This window comes from Planococcus plakortidis (genome assembly GCF_001687605.2).
GTDB lineage: Bacteria > Bacillota > Bacilli > Bacillales_A > Planococcaceae > Planococcus > Planococcus plakortidis.
On record NZ_CP016539.2, the window covers coordinates 461445 to 480527 of the forward strand.

At 52.1% G+C, this 19083-nt stretch carries 19 protein-coding genes; 17 read left to right on the forward strand and 2 right to left on the reverse strand.

The genetic code is table 11. From position 1 onward, the window contains the following. The first annotated feature begins 131 nt into the window (after positions 1 to 131). The 5 genes from BBI15_RS02435 to BBI15_RS02460 all read left to right on the forward strand — a co-directional run bounded on the left by BBI15_RS02435 (position 132) and on the right by BBI15_RS02460 (position 5054). Complete coding sequence (locus BBI15_RS02435) at positions 132 to 1007, forward strand: DUF6612 family protein (RefSeq protein ID WP_068871936.1); 876 nt, start codon at positions 132 to 134, stop codon at positions 1005 to 1007. Between the two features lie 617 nt (positions 1008 to 1624). Further along, a complete protein-coding gene (locus BBI15_RS02445) occupies positions 1625 to 2575 on the forward strand; it encodes an ABC transporter permease (RefSeq protein ID WP_068871939.1) in 951 nt (316 codons plus the stop codon). Then, positions 2568 to 3518, forward strand: a complete 951-nt coding sequence (locus BBI15_RS02450; RefSeq protein ID WP_068871941.1) for an iron chelate uptake ABC transporter family permease subunit — start codon at positions 2568 to 2570, stop codon at positions 3516 to 3518. The genes BBI15_RS02445 and BBI15_RS02450 overlap by 8 nt, the downstream gene beginning before the upstream one ends. After that, positions 3515 to 4276, forward strand: a complete 762-nt coding sequence (locus tag BBI15_RS02455; RefSeq protein WP_068871943.1) for an iron ABC transporter ATP-binding protein — start codon at positions 3515 to 3517, stop codon at positions 4274 to 4276. The genes BBI15_RS02450 and BBI15_RS02455 overlap by 4 nt, the downstream gene beginning before the upstream one ends. 130 nt (positions 4277 to 4406) lie before the next feature. Then, complete coding sequence (locus BBI15_RS02460) at positions 4407 to 5054, forward strand: phosphatase PAP2 family protein (RefSeq protein WP_068872671.1); 648 nt, start codon at positions 4407 to 4409, stop codon at positions 5052 to 5054. A gap of 422 nt (positions 5055 to 5476) precedes the next feature. Here BBI15_RS02460 and BBI15_RS02465 read toward each other — a convergent pair whose 3' ends face one another. Beyond that, positions 5477 to 6760, reverse strand: coding sequence for an ammonium transporter (locus tag BBI15_RS02465; protein ID WP_068871945.1), 1284 nt, complete (start codon positions 6758 to 6760; stop codon positions 5477 to 5479). A gap of 12 nt (positions 6761 to 6772) precedes the next feature. Continuing rightward, positions 6773 to 7114, reverse strand: a complete 342-nt coding sequence (locus BBI15_RS02470) for a P-II family nitrogen regulator (RefSeq protein ID WP_068871947.1) — start codon at positions 7112 to 7114, stop codon at positions 6773 to 6775. A 192-nt stretch (positions 7115 to 7306) separates the two neighbouring features. On the opposite strand from BBI15_RS02470, the gene BBI15_RS02475 reads away from it, so the two are divergent. The 12 genes from BBI15_RS02475 to BBI15_RS02530 all read left to right on the forward strand — a co-directional run bounded on the left by BBI15_RS02475 (position 7307) and on the right by BBI15_RS02530 (position 19045). Then, complete coding sequence (locus BBI15_RS02475; RefSeq protein ID WP_068871949.1) at positions 7307 to 7957, forward strand: uracil-DNA glycosylase; 651 nt, start codon at positions 7307 to 7309, stop codon at positions 7955 to 7957. A 92-nt stretch (positions 7958 to 8049) separates the two neighbouring features. Further along, on the forward strand, positions 8050 to 8859 hold the full coding sequence (gene zupT / locus BBI15_RS02480; protein ID WP_068871951.1) for a zinc transporter ZupT: 810 nt from the start codon (positions 8050 to 8052) through the stop codon (positions 8857 to 8859). A 53-nt stretch (positions 8860 to 8912) separates the two neighbouring features. Continuing rightward, entirely contained in the window at positions 8913 to 9857 is a 945-nt protein-coding gene (locus tag BBI15_RS02485) for a DUF4003 family protein (protein WP_068871953.1), read from the forward strand. 99 nt (positions 9858 to 9956) lie between these two features. Further along, positions 9957 to 11174, forward strand: a complete 1218-nt coding sequence (locus BBI15_RS02490; RefSeq protein WP_068871955.1) for an MFS transporter — start codon at positions 9957 to 9959, stop codon at positions 11172 to 11174. Positions 11175 to 11293: 119 nt separating this feature from the next. Beyond that, positions 11294 to 12136, forward strand: a complete 843-nt coding sequence (locus tag BBI15_RS02495) for a GNAT family N-acetyltransferase (protein WP_068871957.1) — start codon at positions 11294 to 11296, stop codon at positions 12134 to 12136. Between the two features lie 53 nt (positions 12137 to 12189). Beyond that, a complete protein-coding gene (locus BBI15_RS02500; RefSeq protein ID WP_068871959.1) occupies positions 12190 to 13158 on the forward strand; it encodes an ABC transporter ATP-binding protein in 969 nt (322 codons plus the stop codon). Continuing rightward, positions 13155 to 13793 (forward strand): ABC transporter permease, encoded by a 639-nt coding sequence (locus tag BBI15_RS02505; protein ID WP_068871960.1) that lies wholly within the window; start codon positions 13155 to 13157, stop codon positions 13791 to 13793. The genes BBI15_RS02500 and BBI15_RS02505 overlap by 4 nt, the downstream gene beginning before the upstream one ends. Before the next feature lie 77 nt (positions 13794 to 13870). Then, positions 13871 to 14764, forward strand: a complete 894-nt coding sequence (locus BBI15_RS02510) for a glycine betaine ABC transporter substrate-binding protein (protein WP_068871962.1) — start codon at positions 13871 to 13873, stop codon at positions 14762 to 14764. Positions 14765 to 14935: 171 nt separating this feature from the next. Then, positions 14936 to 16087: a thiolase family protein gene (locus tag BBI15_RS02515; protein ID WP_068871964.1), complete on the forward strand. Its 1152-nt coding sequence runs from the start codon at positions 14936 to 14938 to the stop codon at positions 16085 to 16087. Between the two features lie 34 nt (positions 16088 to 16121). Next, positions 16122 to 16892 (forward strand): 3-hydroxyacyl-CoA dehydrogenase, encoded by a 771-nt coding sequence (locus BBI15_RS02520; protein WP_068872672.1) that lies wholly within the window; start codon positions 16122 to 16124, stop codon positions 16890 to 16892. Between the two features lie 20 nt (positions 16893 to 16912). Further along, positions 16913 to 18061: an acyl-CoA dehydrogenase family protein gene (locus BBI15_RS02525; protein WP_068871966.1), complete on the forward strand. Its 1149-nt coding sequence runs from the start codon at positions 16913 to 16915 to the stop codon at positions 18059 to 18061. Further along, positions 18062 to 19045, forward strand: coding sequence for a CaiB/BaiF CoA transferase family protein (locus BBI15_RS02530; RefSeq protein WP_068871968.1), 984 nt, complete (start codon positions 18062 to 18064; stop codon positions 19043 to 19045). Positions 19046 to 19083 lie beyond the last annotated feature (38 nt).

Genomic DNA, 19083 nt, shown 5'->3' on the forward strand with positions numbered 1-19083 from the left:
TCCAGCTTTTTCTTATGGGAAATCTATATTCTTCAAGACCCGCAATTAACCGCCTGTAAATTGGGTAAACTGTGAGTAAGGGTAGAATGCTGTATAATGGACGACAAGTCTTTATAAGGAGAGTGAACGCCATGAGGAAATGGATGGCAGTCATAGGAACGGGCGCTGCTGTTATCAGCCTTGGCGCATGCAGCAATGCTGAGGCGCCGACGACTGAAGAGGAAAGCGAGACCCCTGCACAAGAAGCTCCTGAAGAAACGCAGAGCGCTTCGGAAGTTTATGCGGAAGCGGTAGAGGCTTCGCAGCAAGTGGAAAGCTTGCGCGCCCGGTCGAACACCGAACAACAGATGAAGATGCAGCCGGACGGCATGGAAATCGACATGACGGTGGACTCGGAAATGGAAATGACCTATGAGCCCTTGGCCTTTCATCAAACAGGCGAGACCAGCATTGTATCGGAAGACATCGACAACACCAACCCGATGCTTACGGAAATGTATATGACGGAAGAGGGCTTATATATGCATGAGACCTCTGTCGATATGTGGCTGAAAATGCCGGAGGAAATGCACGAAAACATGAAATCGATTGCCGGACAGCAATCGGCTGACCCAGCGCGCCAATTGGATGAACTCGGTAATTTCGAAGAGGATTTCGTGCTCGAGGAAACGGATGAAGCCTATGTCCTGACGCTCGACGCCTCTGGAGAAGAGTTCCAGGAACTGACCGATGAACAATTGGAGAAAACACTCGGCCAGATGGAAATCGAAGCCCCGCTCTCCCCGGAAGACATGGAAGTGCATTCCGTCAATTATGTCATCATGCTCGATAAGGAAACTTATTTAGCTGATCGCATGGAGATCGATATGGAACTCGAGGTGGACGTACGCGGTGAAATGATGGCGATCGAATCGCAGATGCAAGTGGATTACAGCGACTACAATGCCATCGAACCGATCGAAATCCCATCGGAAGTATTGGAACAAGCCCAGGAACTCGAATATTAATAACCGAAAGCAGAGGGAATTTCCCTCTGCTTTTTTATATTGAAACAAACCCGTGCAAAGCGGTGACCCACAAACCGCGGCCGATCCCTTGCGCACACCACCCCCAACCCAAAGCAGGGCGGCGACTCCATAAGCGACGCCCGACCAAATTAACAGTTTGCATAGCCAAATTCCAACCCAAGAAGCGATTCCCCCGCTAGCCGGGAACAGTTTAAAAAAGCGGATCCGGCTAAACACACTCCGATCAGTGAAATCTCACAGCCAAACTGCGCCAAGGGTGAGCCGATGAACCAAGACAGGCGCTTTTCCTGGCTTGGTGCAGGAGGCCAACCCAAAGCAGGGTGGCAGCTCCATAAGCGACGCCCGGCCAAGCTAACAGTTTGCATAGCCAAATTCTCAACCCAAGAAGCGATTCCCAAAGAGCTGCCCGGGTCACGCAAGCGGGTTATAAATTTGAAAAACAAGTGAACATTCCAACGCATCGACATTCTTAGTGAAAAGAGTTCTCAATTATCCCTTGACGTCATTTTTTATACTGCTATACTAAAATACAGTTAATCAATGATAATCATTATCATTCTCAATTGGTAGTGGAAGTAGATAGGGAGCGGCAACACATGAAAAAACGTATTCTAATACCCATATTGATCATTCTCTCTTTCGTCTCCCTGTTTGTCGGAGTCAGCAGCATCACCCCGCTGGATCTTCTCGATTTTCAATCGGAAGAAACGCAGATTTTTCTCATCAGCCGCTTTCCGCGCCTGGTCGCGATTTTACTGGCGGGAGCGGGCATGAGCATGGCTGGGCTCATCATGCAGCAATTGAGCCGCAATAAATTCGTCTCGCCAACCACTGCGGGGACGCTCGATGCGACGCGCCTCGGGATTCTCGTTTCGATGCTGTTGTTCGCAAATGCCTCCATGCTCGAGAAAATGGGCGTGGCGTTCTTGTTTGCTCTCGGCGGCACGTTCTTGTTCATGCAAATTCTCAACCGCATCAAGTTCAAGGATGCGATCTTCATTCCGCTGATCGGCTTGATGTTCGGCAATATCCTGTCGTCGATCACCACATTTTTCGCCTACCGGGCAGATGTCATCCAGAACATGTCGGCTTGGCTGCAGGGCGATTTTTCGATGGTCATGAAAGGCAGCTATGAACTTCTCTACATAAGTGTACCGGTCTTCATCATCGCCTATATGTACGCCAACCGTTTTACGGTCGCGGGAATGGGCGAGGATTTCTCGAAGAACCTCGGCCTCAAATACCGCAGTGTCGTCAATATCGGCTTGACCTTGGTCGCGCTCATCACGGCAACCGTGGTCTTGACAGTCGGCATGATCCCGTTCCTTGGCTTGATCATCCCGAACATCGTATCCATCTTCAAAGGAGACCACCTCCAGAAAACCTTGCCGCATACGGCGATGCTCGGGGCCATCTTCCTGTTGGTCTGCGACATTCTCGGGCGTGTCTTGATTTATCCGTATGAGATCACGATCAGCCTGATGGTCGGCGTTATCGGAAGCTTTATCTTCCTGATCATGTTGTTTAGGAGGAAAGCGTATGCGTGATGTACATAAACTATGGATTTTGATCGGGCTCGCCGCTGCGGCATGCGGTTTGTATTTATTCGATAACTTGAATGGCAGCTTCGATTATGCGCTGCCGAGAAGAGGCGTGAAAGTCTTCGCGATGGTGCTGACGGGCGTGGCGATCGCTTATGCGACAGTAGTGTTCCAGACGATCACCCATAACCGCATTTTGACGCCAAGCATCATGGGCTTGGATTCCTTGTATATGCTCCTGCAGACCTTGCTGATTTTCTTCTTGGGCTCCGGGCATATCACGATCATCAACAAGCAAGTGAATTTCCTGTTATCGATCGCTGTCATGGTCGTCTTTGCGCTATTGTTCTATAAATTCCTGTTCAAGAAGGACAATCAGCCGATTTACTTCCTGCTATTGATCGGCATCATTCTCGGCACGTTCTTCGGCAGTGTCTCGACCTTCCTGCAAGTGCTGATCGACCCGAATGAATTCCAGATTGTCCAGGACCGCATGTTTGCGAGTTTCAATAACGTCAATGCGGACTTGGTCTGGACATCGTTATTGTTCATTGTCGTCTTGATTGGCTTTGCTTGGCGCAATAATCCGTCGCTCGACGTGTTGTCTTTGGGCCGGGATACGGCAGTGAACCTTGGTGTCGGCTACGACGCGCTCGTCAAAAAGATGCTTGTGCTGTCCGCTGTGTTGATTGCCATTTCCACAGCGCTGGTCGGGCCGATCACGTTCTTCGGCCTGATTGTCGCCAACTTGTCGTACCAGTTCTTCAAATCCTATAAACATTCGATTGTGATTGCCGGCGCGAGCATCATCAGTATCATCGCCCTGGTCGGCGGGCAATGGGTCGTCGAGCATGTCTTTACGTTCAATACGACGCTCAGCGTCATCATCAATTTCATCGGCGGTGTCTATTTCATCTATCTGCTATTAAAGGAGAGTCGGTCTAAATGATCCAAGTCCGTGAACTGACAAAATTATATGGTAAGAAACAAGTCGTGGAAAACGTATCGGTCGACATACGGCGGGGGCAGATCACGTCGTTCATCGGCCCGAACGGAGCGGGGAAATCGACCTTGTTGTCGATGGTCAGCCGCCTGTTGGACGCGGATACCGGCGAAGTGTTGATCGACAAGACCAATACAAAGCAGATGAAGTCCAATGAATTCTCGAAACGCGTCTCCATTCTGAAGCAATCGAATTTCATGAATGTGCGCTTGACGATCCGCGAGTTGGTGTCGTTCGGCCGTTTCCCGTATTCGAAAGGCCGCCTGAACGGGGAAGATGAAAAAATGGTCGACCAGGCGATCGATTATATGGATCTTGAAGACATGCAGCATTCGTATTTGGATGAATTGTCCGGTGGCCAGCGCCAGCGCGCATTCATCGCCATGGTCATCGCCCAGGATACCGAGTATGTCCTGCTTGACGAACCCCTCAATAACCTGGATATGAAGCATTCGGTGCAAATCATGAAGATCCTGCGCCGCTTGGTCGATGAGCTCGGCAAGACCGTCATCATCGTCCTTCACGACATCAATTTCGCCTCGGTCTATTCCGACCGCATCGTCGCCTTAAAGAACGGCCGTGTCGTGAAAGACGGCCCTACGGAAGAGATCATCCAATCAGAGGCATTGAAGGAGATCTACGATATGGATATCCCGATCCAACAAATGAACAATTGCCGGATTTGCGTGTATTTCAATTCCTGACCAGGGAAGTTGCCAAATGCAAACAAGGAAATACGGAACCTGTGTGGAAGTGTATTCCATGCAGGTTTTTTATAGTTACGGGAGAATGCATAACATGCCTTACGGAAGTGGCAGGAAAGAAGGTGCAAGCATGAAGCGGATCTTTTATCCATTGGCGATGGCAACACTGCTTGGGTTTTTCGGCATTCTGTATTATTACCAACGGGAACCGGTGCGGGAAATCGATGAGCGTGCTGCTTCCATATTCAACGGAATGTGGTGGCTTGAGGCCATGGCGTTCATCGGGGAACAGTGGATGATTTTTGCGGCCAGTTTCCTGTTGCTCGTGTTTCTTTGGGCGTTCCGCCACGATTATCGGGGAATGCTCTTCGTCTTCTTGACAGTCGGTGCGGGAAATGCGCTGAATCAATTACTACAGCAATGGTTTGCCCGCCCGATGCCCGGATTTCCTGAGAAAATGGCCGCTTATAGCTTTCCGTCCGATCATGCGATGGTCGGCCTGTTGTACTTGTTCACGCTGGCGTATTTTCTTGGCGAAAGGGCTGGCACAAAAACGATACGCCTGTCGATCTGGTTGGCCGCTGCTTTGCTGACGATGCTCACGGCCTTGTCGCAAGTGGCGAGCGGTGCGCATTACCTGTCGGATGTCTTGGCGGGGCTATGCCTGGGTTATACTCTATTCGTCCTGGTGGCCATCTGGTATGAAATGAGGGAGCGGCATTTCCGCAAGCGCACATCCGTGCGTTCTGCCGAGCGGGAAGATATAGTGGAGCGTTAAATTGGCGCAATAAAAAACGAACGGAGGATTTTACTCCGTTCGTTTTTTAGAGTGTTGAAGAACTCTGATAGACAGATATTAAATTGAAAGCTGACGATCTTTTCGACATTCAAAAATCAATGACTTATTCAAGTATTTGGAGAAGCGTTTGCTCGACTCCTGTGGGACTAGCGGGTTTGAGAGACCCCGCAGGCAATGAATGAGCGAAGCTGTGCTGAGCACATTCATTTGCGATGCTCGAACGCAGTGAGAGTTGAGCAACGCTTTAGTGACGAGGAGGCTCGATTCCCGCCCCACGGAAAGCGAGCAATAAGCTTCGGAAAATACAACTACTTTACTTTCTCGACAACCTGAAAAACGAACGGAGAATTTTACTCCGTTCGTTTTTCTATTGAGGCCCCCAAAGTTTTCTCTCTCTGTCTTTATGCTTTGCCAGAAACCGGCCGTTCTTCGCCGAGCTGGTTCAGGCGGTCTGCGAAATTATCCGCTCTGCCGGATGAACCGCGCAGCACGTCTTGCATTGAATAGGCTTGCGATCCGTGTTCTGCAAAGTCCAAGCCGGTTTCTTCCTCTTCGGCTGTCACGCGCAGCGGTGTCACAAGGCTGATCAAGAGAAGGACAGCGCCCGTAGCCAAGGATGCCCAAGCGATGACGGCCAGTACGCCGACAGCCTGGATGCCGAGGATTTCGGCTCCTCCCCCATACAGCAATCCGCCGTTCACATCGAAGAAGCCGATCGCGAGCGTTCCCCAAACCCCTGCGATTCCGTGAACCGATACAGCCCCCACCGGATCGTCCACACGGATTTTCGTATCCAATAGATGGACAGCTTCTGTCATGATGATTCCGGCGGCAAGGCCGATCAAGATGGCGCCAAGGAATGATACGTTGGCAGCACCGGCAGTGATGCCGACAAGACCCGCAAGCGCGCCGTTCATCGTCAAGGTGCCGTCAATTTGGCCGTAGCGGAAGCGAGTGTAAAGTGCCGTAGCCAACACACCGGCAGATGCTGCGAGCAAAGTGTTGGCGATGACAGGCGGCACGAGCGCGGGATCTGCCGCGAGTGTGCTACCCCCGTTAAAGCCGAACCAGCCAAGCCATAGGATGAATACGCCAAGCGCGCCAAGCGGCAAGCTATGACCTGGAATCGTATTGACGGTTTTACCGGAATACTTGCCGAGACGAGGGCCGATTTTCCAAGCCGCGATAAAGGCGGCGACAGCTCCTGTCAAGTGGACGACTGTGGAGCCGGCAAAGTCGATAAAGCCGATTTCAGCAAGCCATCCGCCTCCCCATACCCAGTGGCCGACAATCGGATAGATAATGGCTGTCATGGCAATAGTCAGCAAGATATAAGCGGTCAAGTGCATGCGTTCTGCGACAGCTCCTGAAATGATCGTCGCGCATGTGGCGGCAAAGACTGCCTGGAAGACGAAAAATCCGATATCCGTGACCCCTGATAATGCGAATCCTTCCGTGCCGATCAAGCCAAACGACGACGGCCCGAACATCAGCGCATAGCCGACGATGAAATAAAGAATGGAACCAAGTGAAATGGTGATCATGTTTTTCATCAAAATATTAAGGGTATTTTTAGAGCGGGTGAATCCTGTTTCAACCATGGCGAAGCCGGCGTGCATGAAAAAGACGAGCATGGCACCGAGCATGACCCACAACATATCGACTGAACTTTGTACAGCTTCCATAATGATCTCCCCTTATCCTATCGCGACAGTGCCGCGTTCTTTTGTTCTGATTCGAATGGCTTCTTCTACTGGAAGGATGAAGATTTTCCCGTCGCCGACTTCACCTGTAGAGGCGTAGTCGAGGAGTGCCTGGATAATGTCTTCGACTTTTTCATCTTCCACGACCATTTCCAATTTCAATTTCGGGGAAAATTCCATTCGGTAGGCATTCCCGCGGAACAAGCCGACGCGCCCTTCCTGTTTGCCGATTCCGGCGATTTCAGTTACGGTCAACCCATCGATTCCTTCAAGAGCTAATGCTTGCCGGACGTCGGCGAAAACAGAAGGGCGAATGATAGTCTCGATTTTTTTCATGCTTCTTCCTCCTCGTGTTAGGTTTTCTAACATTTATATTGTGTTAGGTTTGTTAACATATTAATCAATATTTTCTGACAATGCAAGGGTTATTTTTATTTCATGTTAGGTTTTATTACATGAAAACGATTGCAAATGGCGGTATTTAGCGAAAATGTAAATTTTTATTTCCGGAAAGAAAAGGTGATGTGAATGTACAGAATTTCTCAAGAACTGGCTGAATGGGGCAAAAAACGCATTGCGGAGTTTTCGGTTGAAGGCTTTGTTTGGGGGAGCGGACCGGAATCGCCGGCTTTGATGCTGGTCGGGGAAGCGCCGGGAGAGAACGAAGTGGAAACCGGGATTCCGTTTACGGGGCGTGCCGGCAAGGAGCTGATGGCTTCCTTGGAGGGGATCGGGCTTGAGCGGGAAGACGTCTATATCACCAGTGCCGTCAGAAGCCGCCCGTATAAATGGGGAGAAAAACGTACCCGGAGCGGCGAAGTGGTGAAGCGAAAATACAACCGGGCGCCGAATAAGAAAGAAATCATCGCCCATGCCCCGATCCTTGATGAAGAAATCCGTGCGGTAAAGCCTCCATTGATTGTGACACTTGGCAATGTCGGCTTGCAACGGCTCGTCGGGCGTGAGGCGAAGATCATGCAATTGCATGGGACCTTGATGGAGACGCCGATCCTGTATTGGGATGAAGAAAACGGGATCTTCGCGGAAACGGAAGAGAGTTATCACATCTTTCCGACCTTCCATCCGGCGAGCGTTTTCTACAACCCGGCAGTCCGCGAACATAAAGATGCGGATTGGGAGAAACTCGGGCGTTTATTGCGTAATGAAGTGAACGAATAATGGGAAATCTTTCTTAGTTAAAAAAAGTTGCACGAAGGAAACTTCTGGAGTAGAATAGGCTTATTCATTACTACTGGAAGGAAGTTGGCCTTATGGACAGTACGGTTTTATTCGCGCTTGGCTTGACGCTTTTTGCGGGTCTTGCCACCGGGATCGGCAGTTTGATTGCATTCTTTGCTTCGCGCACCAATACGAAATTCCTGTCCGTGTCACTCGGTTTCTCGGCTGGCGTCATGATTTATGTCTCGATGATCGAGATTTTCTTCAAGGCGAAAGATTCGCTGACAGCTGCACAAGGAGAGACGGCAGGATACTGGCTGACGCTCGCCGGCTTCTTTGGCGGCATGGTCTTCATGGCGGTGCTTGACCGGATCCTGCCGCAGATGGGGAATCCCCATGAAGTGCGAACGGTAGAAGACATGGACGATGAACCGAGCAACGACGAATACGCACGCCTCCGCAAGATGGGGATCTTTACGGCGCTGGCTATCGCGATCCACAATTTTCCCGAAGGCATCGCGACGTTCATGTCGGCAATACAGGATCCCGCGCTCGGCATTGCCATTGCCATTGCAGTCGCTATCCACAACATTCCCGAAGGCATTGCGGTGTCTGTCCCGATTTATTACGCGACCGGCAGCCGCAAGAAAGCATTCCAATACAGCTTTCTCTCAGGGATATCCGAACCGGTCGGGGCCATTGCCGCTTGGCTGTTCCTGATGCCTTTTTTGAGCGACACATTGTTCGGCATCATCTTCGCGGGTGTTGCGGGGATCATGGTGTTCATCTCGTTGGATGAATTACTGCCAGCAGCGAAGCGCTATGATGAAGCCCATCTGTCGATTTATGGATTGGTTGCGGGAATGGCGGTCATGGCGCTCAGCCTCGTCCTTCTTGCGTAACCTGAAACCTCACGCCTCCTTGACCGTATAAATGGCCAAGGAGGCGTTTTTCAATGGAAACTACAAAAATTGAAGAAACTTACGGCCAAGTCTCAAAAGCGCTCGGCTGGGCAGTGGACAAGCAAGTGTCGCTTGCCGTCACGATGATTTATTTAAGCCGGGGGCGTGAATTCGATGTGGATGCCCATAATGAAGTCTCCCGGCTGATCAAAAAGAAAGAAGGGTTCACGTCGCCGTTGCGCGCGCATCTTCACCATATCGTGACGGCATATCTTGTGCTCGGCGATGAAACGGCGGAAGAGGGGCTGGCCAAGCTCAACGCCAATCAACAAGCGCTGAACGACGTCAAGTTCTGGAAGAGCTCCTATACATATCTTGCAGCCTTGATGATGAAATCGCCTGGCGAAGCGGAACGTGCAAGGGGATTATATGATGCGATGAAAGCTCATCACCCATTCCTGACATCAAGTGAAGATATTCCCTACGTCGTGTTGCTGTCAAATCGCGAAGGGGATATTCGGGAACGTGCAGAAACGATGAACCGTTATTATAAAGAATTGCGGACGCAAGGATTTTCAGCGGGCAATCATCTACAATGGCTGAGCCAGGCCATGACCTTCGATACGCCTGTCTTTCAACCCGAGGTGGCGGGGCGCATCGTGGCGATACGCGATTTCCTGAAAGCGGAAAAGATAAAAGTGCGCGGCGAACATTATCCGGTGCTGGGCTTCTTGGCCATCGCAAAAGCGGACGGCGAAGCACTGCGCGCCATCGTGGAAATGGCACGCGAGCTGGAAGCATCGAAATTATTCCGATGGTACGGCACTTGGATCCTTCCTTCCGCTGTCCAATTGACAATGGCGGAATCGGTGGAACTTCGGGAAAGTGAAGCGGCGGTATTTGCAGCTTCCGTGGAAATGCTTATGCAAGCGCAGCAGGCAGCGATGATGCTCAGCGTAAGCGCAGTAATCGCTTCTTCGAATAATCCGGGGAGTTAAACGTGAAGCTGCGGAGGCATCCCTTGTCACTTCGAGCCTGTAGCGGTATAGTTAGGGTGTAAAAAATATCAGACAAGTGTCAAGACAAGGGGAAAGAATATGGCAACTGCGAGAGAAAAAAATACACAAGCTATCTCACAACGAAAACTATTGGGCGTAGCAGGGCTCGGCTGGCTCTTCGATGCGATGGACGTCGGGATCCTGGCATTCATCATTGCGGCGCTTCACGAAGATTGGGGCCTCACTTCCCAGGAAATGGGCTGGATCGGAGGAATCAACTCCATCGGGATGGCGGTCGGGGCATTCGTGTTCGGGATTTATGCCGACCGTGTCGGCCGCAAGAAAATCTTCATCATCACCCTATTGCTGTTCTCTTTGGCCAGCGGCTTTTCGGCCTTCACTACGACGCTTGCGGCTTTTCTGGTCTTGCGTTTCTTCGTCGGGATGGGGCTTGGCGGGGAATTGCCGGTCGCCTCGACATTAGTGTCGGAAAGCGTCCCGGCAAAAGACCGCGGGCGAGTGGTCGTGCTGCTCGAGAGTTTCTGGGCGGCCGGCTGGTTGGTCGCTGCGGTCATTTCGTACTTCATCATCCCTGAGTATGGTTGGCGGATTGCGCTATTGCTGACGGCATTGCCAGCATTTTACGCCCTGTACCTGCGCATCAATTTGCCGGACTCGCCTCAATTCACGGCGAAAAAGGATGTACTGCGCTCCGTTTCGGCCAATATCCGTGACGTGTGGTCGAAAACCTATCGGCGCCCGACGTTGATGCTATGGATCGTCTGGTTTACGGTGGTCTTCTCGTATTACGGGATGTTCCTATGGTTGCCGAGTGTCATGGTGATGAAAGGATTCCCGCTCATCCAAAGTTTCCAGTATGTGTTGATCATGACGCTCGCGCAATTGCCGGGGTATTTCTCGGCAGCTTGGCTCATCGAACGCGCTGGGCGGAAGTTCGTGCTGGTGACGTATTTGATCGGGACGGCTGCCTCCGCTTTGGCATTCGGGAATGCGGACACCGTCACGATGCTGTTGATATCGGGTGCCTTCCTGTCGTTCTTCAATCTCGGTGCCTGGGGAGCGCTCTACGCCTACTCACCTGAGCAGTATCCGACCGTCATCCGTGCGACGGGCACCGGGATGGCCGCGTCATTCGGCCGGATCGGCGGCATTCTTGGCCCAATTCTGGTCGGTTCGATGCTGACGGCAGGATTCGGCATCAATGTCATATTTGCGATCTTCTGCGGATCGATTTTAATCGGCGCATTGGCGGTCGCTTTCCTTGGGACTGAGACGAAACAAATGGAATTGGAATGATGGAACGCGGGCCGGATAAGGTCCGCGTTTTCGCTTTCCTTAAAGTGAAAAGAGGGAATGGGCCTCAAACGGCTAATAAGTAAGGAAGAAACGAATTTAATGGAAATGAGTGTGGGGATATGGAATGGAAGTGGTATCAGGAGATTGGCGGGTATATGGAAAAAGCGCAGCCGCTGCTTGAAAAAAGGGAAGACCTATACAGTTTATTCCTTGGTGTACTGGACCAAATCGCGCAAGGGCGTTACGAAACCTTCTTTTTGGGGATTGCGGAAGACGCCCAAGGAATTGCGGGCTTAGCTTTGATGACGCCTCCGCATCCTTTGCAATTGATCGTCTTGCGGGGATCGCCAGGCGTGGAATCGTTGGCCGCAAAGGAATTCCGGGATGCAGGGATCACCGTTCCGGGCGTCATCGGGGATAAAGGAACTGCTGAAAAATTCGCGAAAGCGTGGGGAGAACTCTCGGAAATTGCCATGGACCAAGGCTTATACCGGATTGACGCCGTGCGGAGGAACCTTCCGAAAAGCCCTGGCAGCTGGCGTGTAGCGAACCGGCTGGATACACCGCTGCTTGTCGAATGGTATCGGTTGTTTGCTGAAGATACCGGTATCGGCGATCCGTCGCAAGGGGAAGCGGAAGAAAAAATTGCCGACTTCATTTCACGCAAAGAAGTTTTTCTTTGGGAAGATGGTGGGCGTGCCGTCTCCTGCGTGAAGAAAGCGCGGCCATCCAAGCATGGCATCACGGTGTCATTCGTTTTTACGCCCAAAGAGCTGCGGAAAAATGGCTATGCACGGACACTTGTGGCAGAAGTTACGGAAGAACTGCTCACTGAATATGATTTCGCCATGCTCTATACGGACCTGGCGAACGGCACTTCCAATAAGATTTACCAAGAGATCGGCTATGAGCAAATTTCGAATCCGGTGCACATGCAATTTGGGCGGCTGAAACAGGAGTAAAGCCCTGTGTATAAGGGTATGGAAAAATGACCAATGGAAAGGGGGCGAAGCGAATGATCCGCTTTGACAAGGTCACTAAACGATTTCCGGACGGGACGGAAGCGTTAAAAGACATTTCGCTCGATCTGCCCGCACGACAGCTGACCGCTATCATCGGCCCGAGCGGTTGCGGAAAAACGACCTTGATGAAAATGGTGAACAAGCTGGAAAACCCGACAGCAGGAAATATATACATAGACGATGAGCCGATCACCGGCATGGACGAGGTGAAGTTGAGGCGGTCGATCGGCTATGTAATCCAACGAATCGGCCTGTTTCCGCACATGACGATCGCCGATAATGTCTCGCTTGTGCCGAAACTGCTGAACTGGCCGGCCGATAAAACAGATGCCCGCTCGAAAGAATTGCTTCAATTGGTTGGGTTGGACCCGGCTGTCTTCATGGAACGCTATCCGCTGGAATTGAGCGGTGGCCAGCAGCAACGTGTCGGTGTCGTACGGGCGCTCGCGGGTGACCCGAATATCGTGCTGATGGATGAGCCGTTTTCCGCGCTCGACCCAATCAGCCGTGAACAATTGCAGGACGAACTGCGCCATTTGCAGCAGGAAATCCACAAGACGATCATTTTCGTCACACACGATATGGATGAGGCGCTGAAAATCGCCGATACCATCGTGGTGATGAAGGATGGGAAAGTCGAACAAGTCGGCACGCCGCAACAGCTGATCGATGAACCGGCCAATGAATTCGTTCGCAGTTTTATCGGCACTGAACGCATCAACCAAAAACGTTCATTCGGGGATCGGCGGTTAAAGGAATTCGCGTTTCTCTTCGGCAAAGACTGGGCGGGGGAAGCGGAGCAAGCAGCTGCCGACTTGCCGGTCAGCGAGGCACACCGATTATTGGAGGAAAGCGGCAAGCCGCGCCTGGCTGTAATGGATGAAGGCCGATTGATCGGCTTTGCAGGAGAGCGTGAATTACTGAGGGCTGCGCTCCATGATGAGAAGGGGGCGACTGCATGAACGCATTTTTCGATACGCTAGTGAGCCGCCAGGACATGATCCAAGATGCCTTTATCGAACATATATATTTATCATTTGTCGCTGTGGCGATCGGCATCGCAATCGCCTTACCTACTGGCGTGATGATCGCACGCTACCGGCGTTTTGCCGAGCCGATCATCGGGGTTACCGCTGTATTCCAAACGATACCAAGTTTAGCTTTGTTTGGGTTTTTGGTGCCGATACTCGGCATCGGTTCACCGACAGCTTTGATTGCGTTGATTATCTATGCGCTGCTGCCGATTTTGCGCAATACTTATGCCGGCATTGTCGGGGTCGATGGATCCACCATTGAAGCAGGGCGCGGGATGGGCATGACAAGAACGCAAATCCTGCGCCAGATTGAACTGCCTTTGGCGCTGCCCTTCATCATGGCCGGCATCCGCACCGCCACCGTATTGACGGTCGGTATCGCGACGCTCGCGACTTTTGTCGGGGCTGGCGGGCTTGGCGATATCATCTACAGGGGCTTACAATCGTATAATAATTCGCTGGTACTCGCAGGTGCATTGCCGGTTGCCTTGTTGGCGATCGGATTTGATTTGATCTTGAAGTGGATCGAAAAACGCGCGACGCCGAAAGGCTTGAAAACGTAAAGGATCCATGATGGAACGGTGAAGAAAGGCAAGTTCGCGAATAGGCTCGGAAAAGGGCCAAAAAGGGGGAAACATCCATGAAAAAAACAGCATTCGGAGTATTGTTCGGCGCATCCGCGGTGCTCGCTGCCTGCAGCGGCGGTGCAGAATCGGAACCGATCGTCATCGGGGGCAAGCCTTGGACAGAGCAGTATATCCTGCCGCATATTCTCGGGCAGTATATCGAGGCGAATTCGGATTATAGCGTGGAATATGAAGAAGGGCTTGGGGAAGTGTCGATCTTGACGCCGGCACTCGAGCAAGGCGATATCGACCTGTACGTCGAGTATACGGGCACCGGCCTGAAAGATGTGTTGAAGCGGGAGTCGACGCCAGGGCAATCTTCGGAAGAAGTATTGGAAGAAGTCCGGGCGGGATATGAAGAAGAGCTCGGTGCTACATGGCTTGAGCCGCTTGGATTTGAAAATGGCTATACCTTGGCTTATGCCAAAGACTATGATGCGGAAACCTATTCCGACCTGGCAGAAATCTCACAATCGGAAGACATGACTTTCGGGGCGCCACACCCATTCTATGAGCGCCAAGGAGACGGTTACGATGACATGGTCACCACGTATCCATTTGAGTTTTCAGCGACGGAAAGCTTTGATCCGGCGATTATGTACGAAGCGGTCCAGAACGGTGATGTCGATGTCATCCCGGCATTTACCACCGATAGCCGCATCGATTTATTCGACTTGAAGACGACGGAAGACGACAAGTCGTTCTTCCCAAAATATGACGCTGCCCCGGTCGTCCGGATGGAAACGCTCGAAGAATATCCTGAACTTAAGGATCTATTGAATGAGTTGGCCGGACAGATTACCGAAGAAGAGATGCTTGCGATGAACTCGCGTGTCGATGTGGACCAGGAAATCCCGAGTGATGTAGCCCGTGAATTCCTGATAGAAAAAGGCTTGATCGAAGAATAATGGTGAAACGCCCTGCAACTGCATGTTGCGGGGTTTTTTATTGCCTGAAATGGGTCTGGCCGCTTTTTCATGTAGTAATCAGAAAGGGATTCTTGTACAATGAAACGAGATGAGTGAATAGTCATTCAATTCAGTTTAATGAAAATGAAGCCAATATAGGGGGAATCAAGAATGAGGGAAGTAGTCATCGTTGAAGGCGTCCGGTCACCTGTCGGCAGGCGCAAAGGGAAATTCCAGGAGATGCGCCCGGATGAACTCGCAGCTATCGTACTAGAAGAATTAATGGAGCGCGCGAGTGTCGAAAAAGGCGCTGTGGAAGACGTCATTCTCGGATGTGTATCGCAATCGGGTGAGCAAGGCGGCAATATCGCCAGGACCGCGGCATTGATTGCCGGGTTCCCAGACTTTGTGCCGGGCGTCACCATCGACCGCCAATGCGGTTCGAGCCAGCAAGCTGTCCACTTCGGCGCGCAGGCGATTCTGTCGGGCGATATGGATATTGTCGTCGCGGGCGGCGTAGAGAGCATGACGCGCGTGCCGATGTTTTCCAATATGCAAGGAGTGAAACCGAGTAAAAAACTGACCGATCGATACGAAATCATCAACCAAGGCCTATCTGCAGAACGCATAGCTGAAAAATGGGGATTTTCCCGCCGGCAATTGGATGCGTATGCGGTGAAGAGCCATGAACGTGCACTGAACGCAATCGGGTCAGGTGTATACGATAAGGAAATCGTCTCCGTGGATGTACCGGATGAGCGAGGCGATTTGCAGAAAGTCACAAAAGATGAAGGGCCGAGGCCTGATACGACTGAAGAAGTGCTCGCGGGTTTGAAACCTGCATTTGATGAACAAGGCGTCATCACGGCAGGCAACGCCAGCCAAATGAGCGACGGTGCGTCCGCGGTTTTATTGATGTCAAAAGAAAAAGCGCAGGAACTTGGCTTGAAACCGAAAGCGCGCATCGTTGCGCGCGCAGTTGTCGGCTCGGATCCCACCTTGATGCTGACGGGGCCGATCGCCGCGACAAAAAAAGTGTTGGAAAAAGCGGGCCTCGCGATCGGTGATATGGACCGCTACGAGGTGAATGAGGCGTTTGCGCCGGTTCCGCTCGCGTGGCTTAAGGATATCGGGGGAGATCCGGACAAGCTCAATGTCAACGGCGGCGCCATTGCGCTCGGGCATCCATTGGGTGCGACCGGCACCAAATTATTGGTGTCGCTTGTGCATGAACTGGAACGCTCAGGCAGCCGCTACGGCTTGCTCGCGATTTGCGAAGGCATGGGAATGGCGAATGCAACAATCATCGAGCGGCTTACTTGAAGAAGTCGGGCTGATAGTCAAAGGGGAGATGGAGATGGATTTTTCAAAAGTGAGAGCTATTGTCACCGGGGGCGCTTCCGGTTTAGGTGAGGCGACCGTGCGCCATATTGCGCAAAATGGCGGGCGTGCGGTGATTTTTGATTTGAACGAGTCACGTGCACGCAGTGTGATGGGCGATTTCGGGGAAAGGCAAGTGGAATATTTCGAAACCGATGTAACAAATGCTTTGCAAGTAGAAGAGAATGTGGAAAAAGCGGTCGAGAAGCTCGGCGCTATCAACCTGCTGGTCAATTGCGCAGGCATCGGCACACCTGGAAAAGTCGTGTCGAAAGGAAAGCCGCTTGCGCTCGACCGATTTGAAAAAGTCATTCAAGTGAATTTGGTCGGCAGTTTCAACGTATTGCGCGCCGTTGCAGCAGCCATGCAAACCAACGAGCCGAATGAGAATGGCGAGCGCGGCGTCATCATTTCGACCGCATCCGTCGCGGCATTTGAAGGCCAGATTGGGCAAGCGGCCTATAGTGCCTCAAAAGGCGGCATTGTCTCGATGACTTTGCCGATTGCGCGTGAATTGGCGCGTGACGGCATCCGCGTCATGGCCATTGCGCCGGGCCTCATGAAAACGCCGATGTTTGACGGCTTGCCGGAATCTGCAATCGCATCTCTTTCTGCGGCAGTGCCGTTTCCGGCGCGCCTTGGCCGCCCTGCGGAATACGCAAAATTGGTCGAAAGCATTTTTGAAAACCCGTTATTGAACGGGGAAGTGATTCGTTTGGATGGCGCAATCCGCATGCAGCCGAAATAAAGGATAGGGGGATGGGAGCAATGGCAAGGTATCGTTTTGAAGAAGAGGAGCATACGATGTTCCGCAAATCGTTGCGCAAGTTTTTGGAAAAGGAAGCGGTGCCCCAATATGATCAATGGGAAAAAGACCGCCTGATTCCGAAGTCGTTTTGGCGAAAGCTTGGCGAGATGGGCTTTTTATGCCCGCAAGTGGAAGAACAGTATGGCGGGCTGGGACTTGATTTCCGCTATGGCGTCATTATCGGGGAGGAAATGGAGCGCGTTGGGGCGAGCTTGACGGGCGTCGGGCTGCACAATGACATTACCGTGCCATATATTGAAGCATATGGGACAGATCGGCAAAAGCAGGAATGGCTGCCGGGGTGCATCAGCGGTGAGTATATCACCGCCATTGCGATGACGGAACCAGGCGCTGGGTCGGACCTCGCCAATATTTCCACAACGGCCGTAAAAGACGGCGACCATTACATCGTCAATGGGCAGAAAACTTTTATCACCAACGGCATCAATTCGACCCACGTGCTAGTGGTCGTCAAGACCGACCCGAAAGCGGAGCCGAAGCATAAAGGCATCTCGCTCTTGATGGTCGAAGAAGGGACGCCTGGGTTTACGAAAGGGCGCAAGCTCGACAAAGTCGGGCTCCATGCACAGGATACGTCCGAGCTGTATTTTGAAGATTGCAAAGTGCCGGCTGCCAACCTGGTCGGCGAAGAAAACAAAGGCTTTACCTACTTGATGGAAAAACTACAGCAAGAGCGGCTCGTCGTTGCGCTTGCCGCACAAATCGCATCGGAAGACATGCTCGAGATGACGGTCGATTACGTGAAATCCCGTAAAGCGTTCGGCAAGCCGGTCAGCGCTTTCCAGAACACCCAGTTCAAGCTGGTCGAAATGGCAACCGAAATCGAACTCGGCAAAGCGTTCCTTGAATCTTTGATCGAAGAGCACATGGCCGGAAAAGACGTCGTCTCGAAAGTGTCGATGGCGAAATACTGGCTGACGGAAACCGCGAAGAAAATCTCGGGAGAATGCATGCAATTGCACGGCGGCTACGGCTATATGGAAGAATACAAGATCGCCCGGCGCTACCGGGACATTCCGGTGGCGGCAATTTATGCCGGTTCGAATGAAATCATGAAAACCATCATCGCCAAGCGGATGGGGCTCTAAATGGAGAAGGCATTGTCTGGCGTCCGTGTGCTGGATGTGACGTATTACGTTCCCGGGCCATTTGCCGGCATGCGGCTTGCCGAAATCGGCGCGGAAGTCATCAAAATCGAACCGCCCGCCGGCGACCCGTCGCGCAGGATGGGCGGCGGCCTTGTGCACCGTGCGCATAACGCCGGTAAACAAATCGTCCATCTGGACCTGAAATCCGAAAGCGGCAAACGCGAGATGCTCGAGCTCGTGCGTTCTGCTGACGCCCTCATCGAAACCTTCCGGCCAGGAGTCATGAAGAAGCTGGGGCTGGATTATGAAAGCGTCAAAGAGCATAAAGGCGATATCGTCTATTGCTCACTATCAGGTTATGGGCAAACAGGTGAGCTTGCGCATCTCGGCAGCCATGACCTGAATTACTTGGCGCTTTCGGGTGCCTTGGAGCAACTCCGCGACAACGTCGGCCGGCCGGTGCATCCGACCAATACGCTCGCCGATTATACCGGGGGCTTGCTTGCATCTGAACAAATCCTCGCGGCGCTGATCCGAAAGTTCCGGACAGGTGCGGGAACTTACTTGGACATTGCGCTTGCAGAAGTGATGGCGGAGTTTCTGCCGAATCACGATGCTTACGCGGAATCGGGCTTATCGGATCACGGCGTGCCGGAAATTGGCGGCAGCCGCATCAGCTACGCAATTTACGAAACGAAAGACGGCCGCTTCGTGACGCTCGGGGCTTTGGAAGAGAAGTTCTGGCACAATTTCTGCGAACTGGCGAAACGTCCCGATTGGCTGTCTTGGGCGGAGTGTGCACCGGACACGCCGGAGCACGGGCAAGTCGAGGCGTTTTTCAAATCGAAAAGCTGGCAAGAGTGGTATGGGCTGTCGCTCGTCCACGATTGCTGCTTGGCACCGGTCTTGACGGCGGATGAGCGCCATCGTCATCCTTTTTTCCTTGGGCGGGCGACAGGCGTGAAAACAAGCAGAATGCGTTAAACGGAAGCGGTCGGTCTGTGCATACAGAGAAATTGAAG

Coding starts and splice junctions, on each gene's coding strand:
- BBI15_RS02435 (WP_068871936.1), top strand. CDS start 132: ATGAGGAAATGGATGGCAGTCATAGGAACGGGCGCTGCTGTTATCAGC.
- BBI15_RS02445 (WP_068871939.1), top strand. CDS start 1,625: ATGAAAAAACGTATTCTAATACCCATATTGATCATTCTCTCTTTCGTC.
- BBI15_RS02450 (WP_068871941.1), top strand. CDS start 2,568: ATGCGTGATGTACATAAACTATGGATTTTGATCGGGCTCGCCGCTGCG.
- BBI15_RS02455 (WP_068871943.1), top strand. CDS start 3,515: ATGATCCAAGTCCGTGAACTGACAAAATTATATGGTAAGAAACAAGTC.
- BBI15_RS02460 (WP_068872671.1), top strand. CDS start 4,407: ATGAAGCGGATCTTTTATCCATTGGCGATGGCAACACTGCTTGGGTTT.
- BBI15_RS02465 (WP_068871945.1), bottom strand. CDS start 6,760: ATGGAAGCTGTACAAAGTTCAGTCGATATGTTGTGGGTCATGCTCGGT.
- BBI15_RS02470 (WP_068871947.1), bottom strand. CDS start 7,114: ATGAAAAAAATCGAGACTATCATTCGCCCTTCTGTTTTCGCCGACGTC.
- BBI15_RS02475 (WP_068871949.1), top strand. CDS start 7,307: ATGTACAGAATTTCTCAAGAACTGGCTGAATGGGGCAAAAAACGCATT.
- zupT (WP_068871951.1), top strand. CDS start 8,050: ATGGACAGTACGGTTTTATTCGCGCTTGGCTTGACGCTTTTTGCGGGT.
- BBI15_RS02485 (WP_068871953.1), top strand. CDS start 8,913: ATGGAAACTACAAAAATTGAAGAAACTTACGGCCAAGTCTCAAAAGCG.
- BBI15_RS02490 (WP_068871955.1), top strand. CDS start 9,957: ATGGCAACTGCGAGAGAAAAAAATACACAAGCTATCTCACAACGAAAA.
- BBI15_RS02495 (WP_068871957.1), top strand. CDS start 11,294: ATGGAATGGAAGTGGTATCAGGAGATTGGCGGGTATATGGAAAAAGCG.
- BBI15_RS02500 (WP_068871959.1), top strand. CDS start 12,190: ATGATCCGCTTTGACAAGGTCACTAAACGATTTCCGGACGGGACGGAA.
- BBI15_RS02505 (WP_068871960.1), top strand. CDS start 13,155: ATGAACGCATTTTTCGATACGCTAGTGAGCCGCCAGGACATGATCCAA.
- BBI15_RS02510 (WP_068871962.1), top strand. CDS start 13,871: ATGAAAAAAACAGCATTCGGAGTATTGTTCGGCGCATCCGCGGTGCTC.
- BBI15_RS02515 (WP_068871964.1), top strand. CDS start 14,936: ATGAGGGAAGTAGTCATCGTTGAAGGCGTCCGGTCACCTGTCGGCAGG.
- BBI15_RS02520 (WP_068872672.1), top strand. CDS start 16,122: ATGGATTTTTCAAAAGTGAGAGCTATTGTCACCGGGGGCGCTTCCGGT.
- BBI15_RS02525 (WP_068871966.1), top strand. CDS start 16,913: ATGGCAAGGTATCGTTTTGAAGAAGAGGAGCATACGATGTTCCGCAAA.
- BBI15_RS02530 (WP_068871968.1), top strand. CDS start 18,062: ATGGAGAAGGCATTGTCTGGCGTCCGTGTGCTGGATGTGACGTATTAC.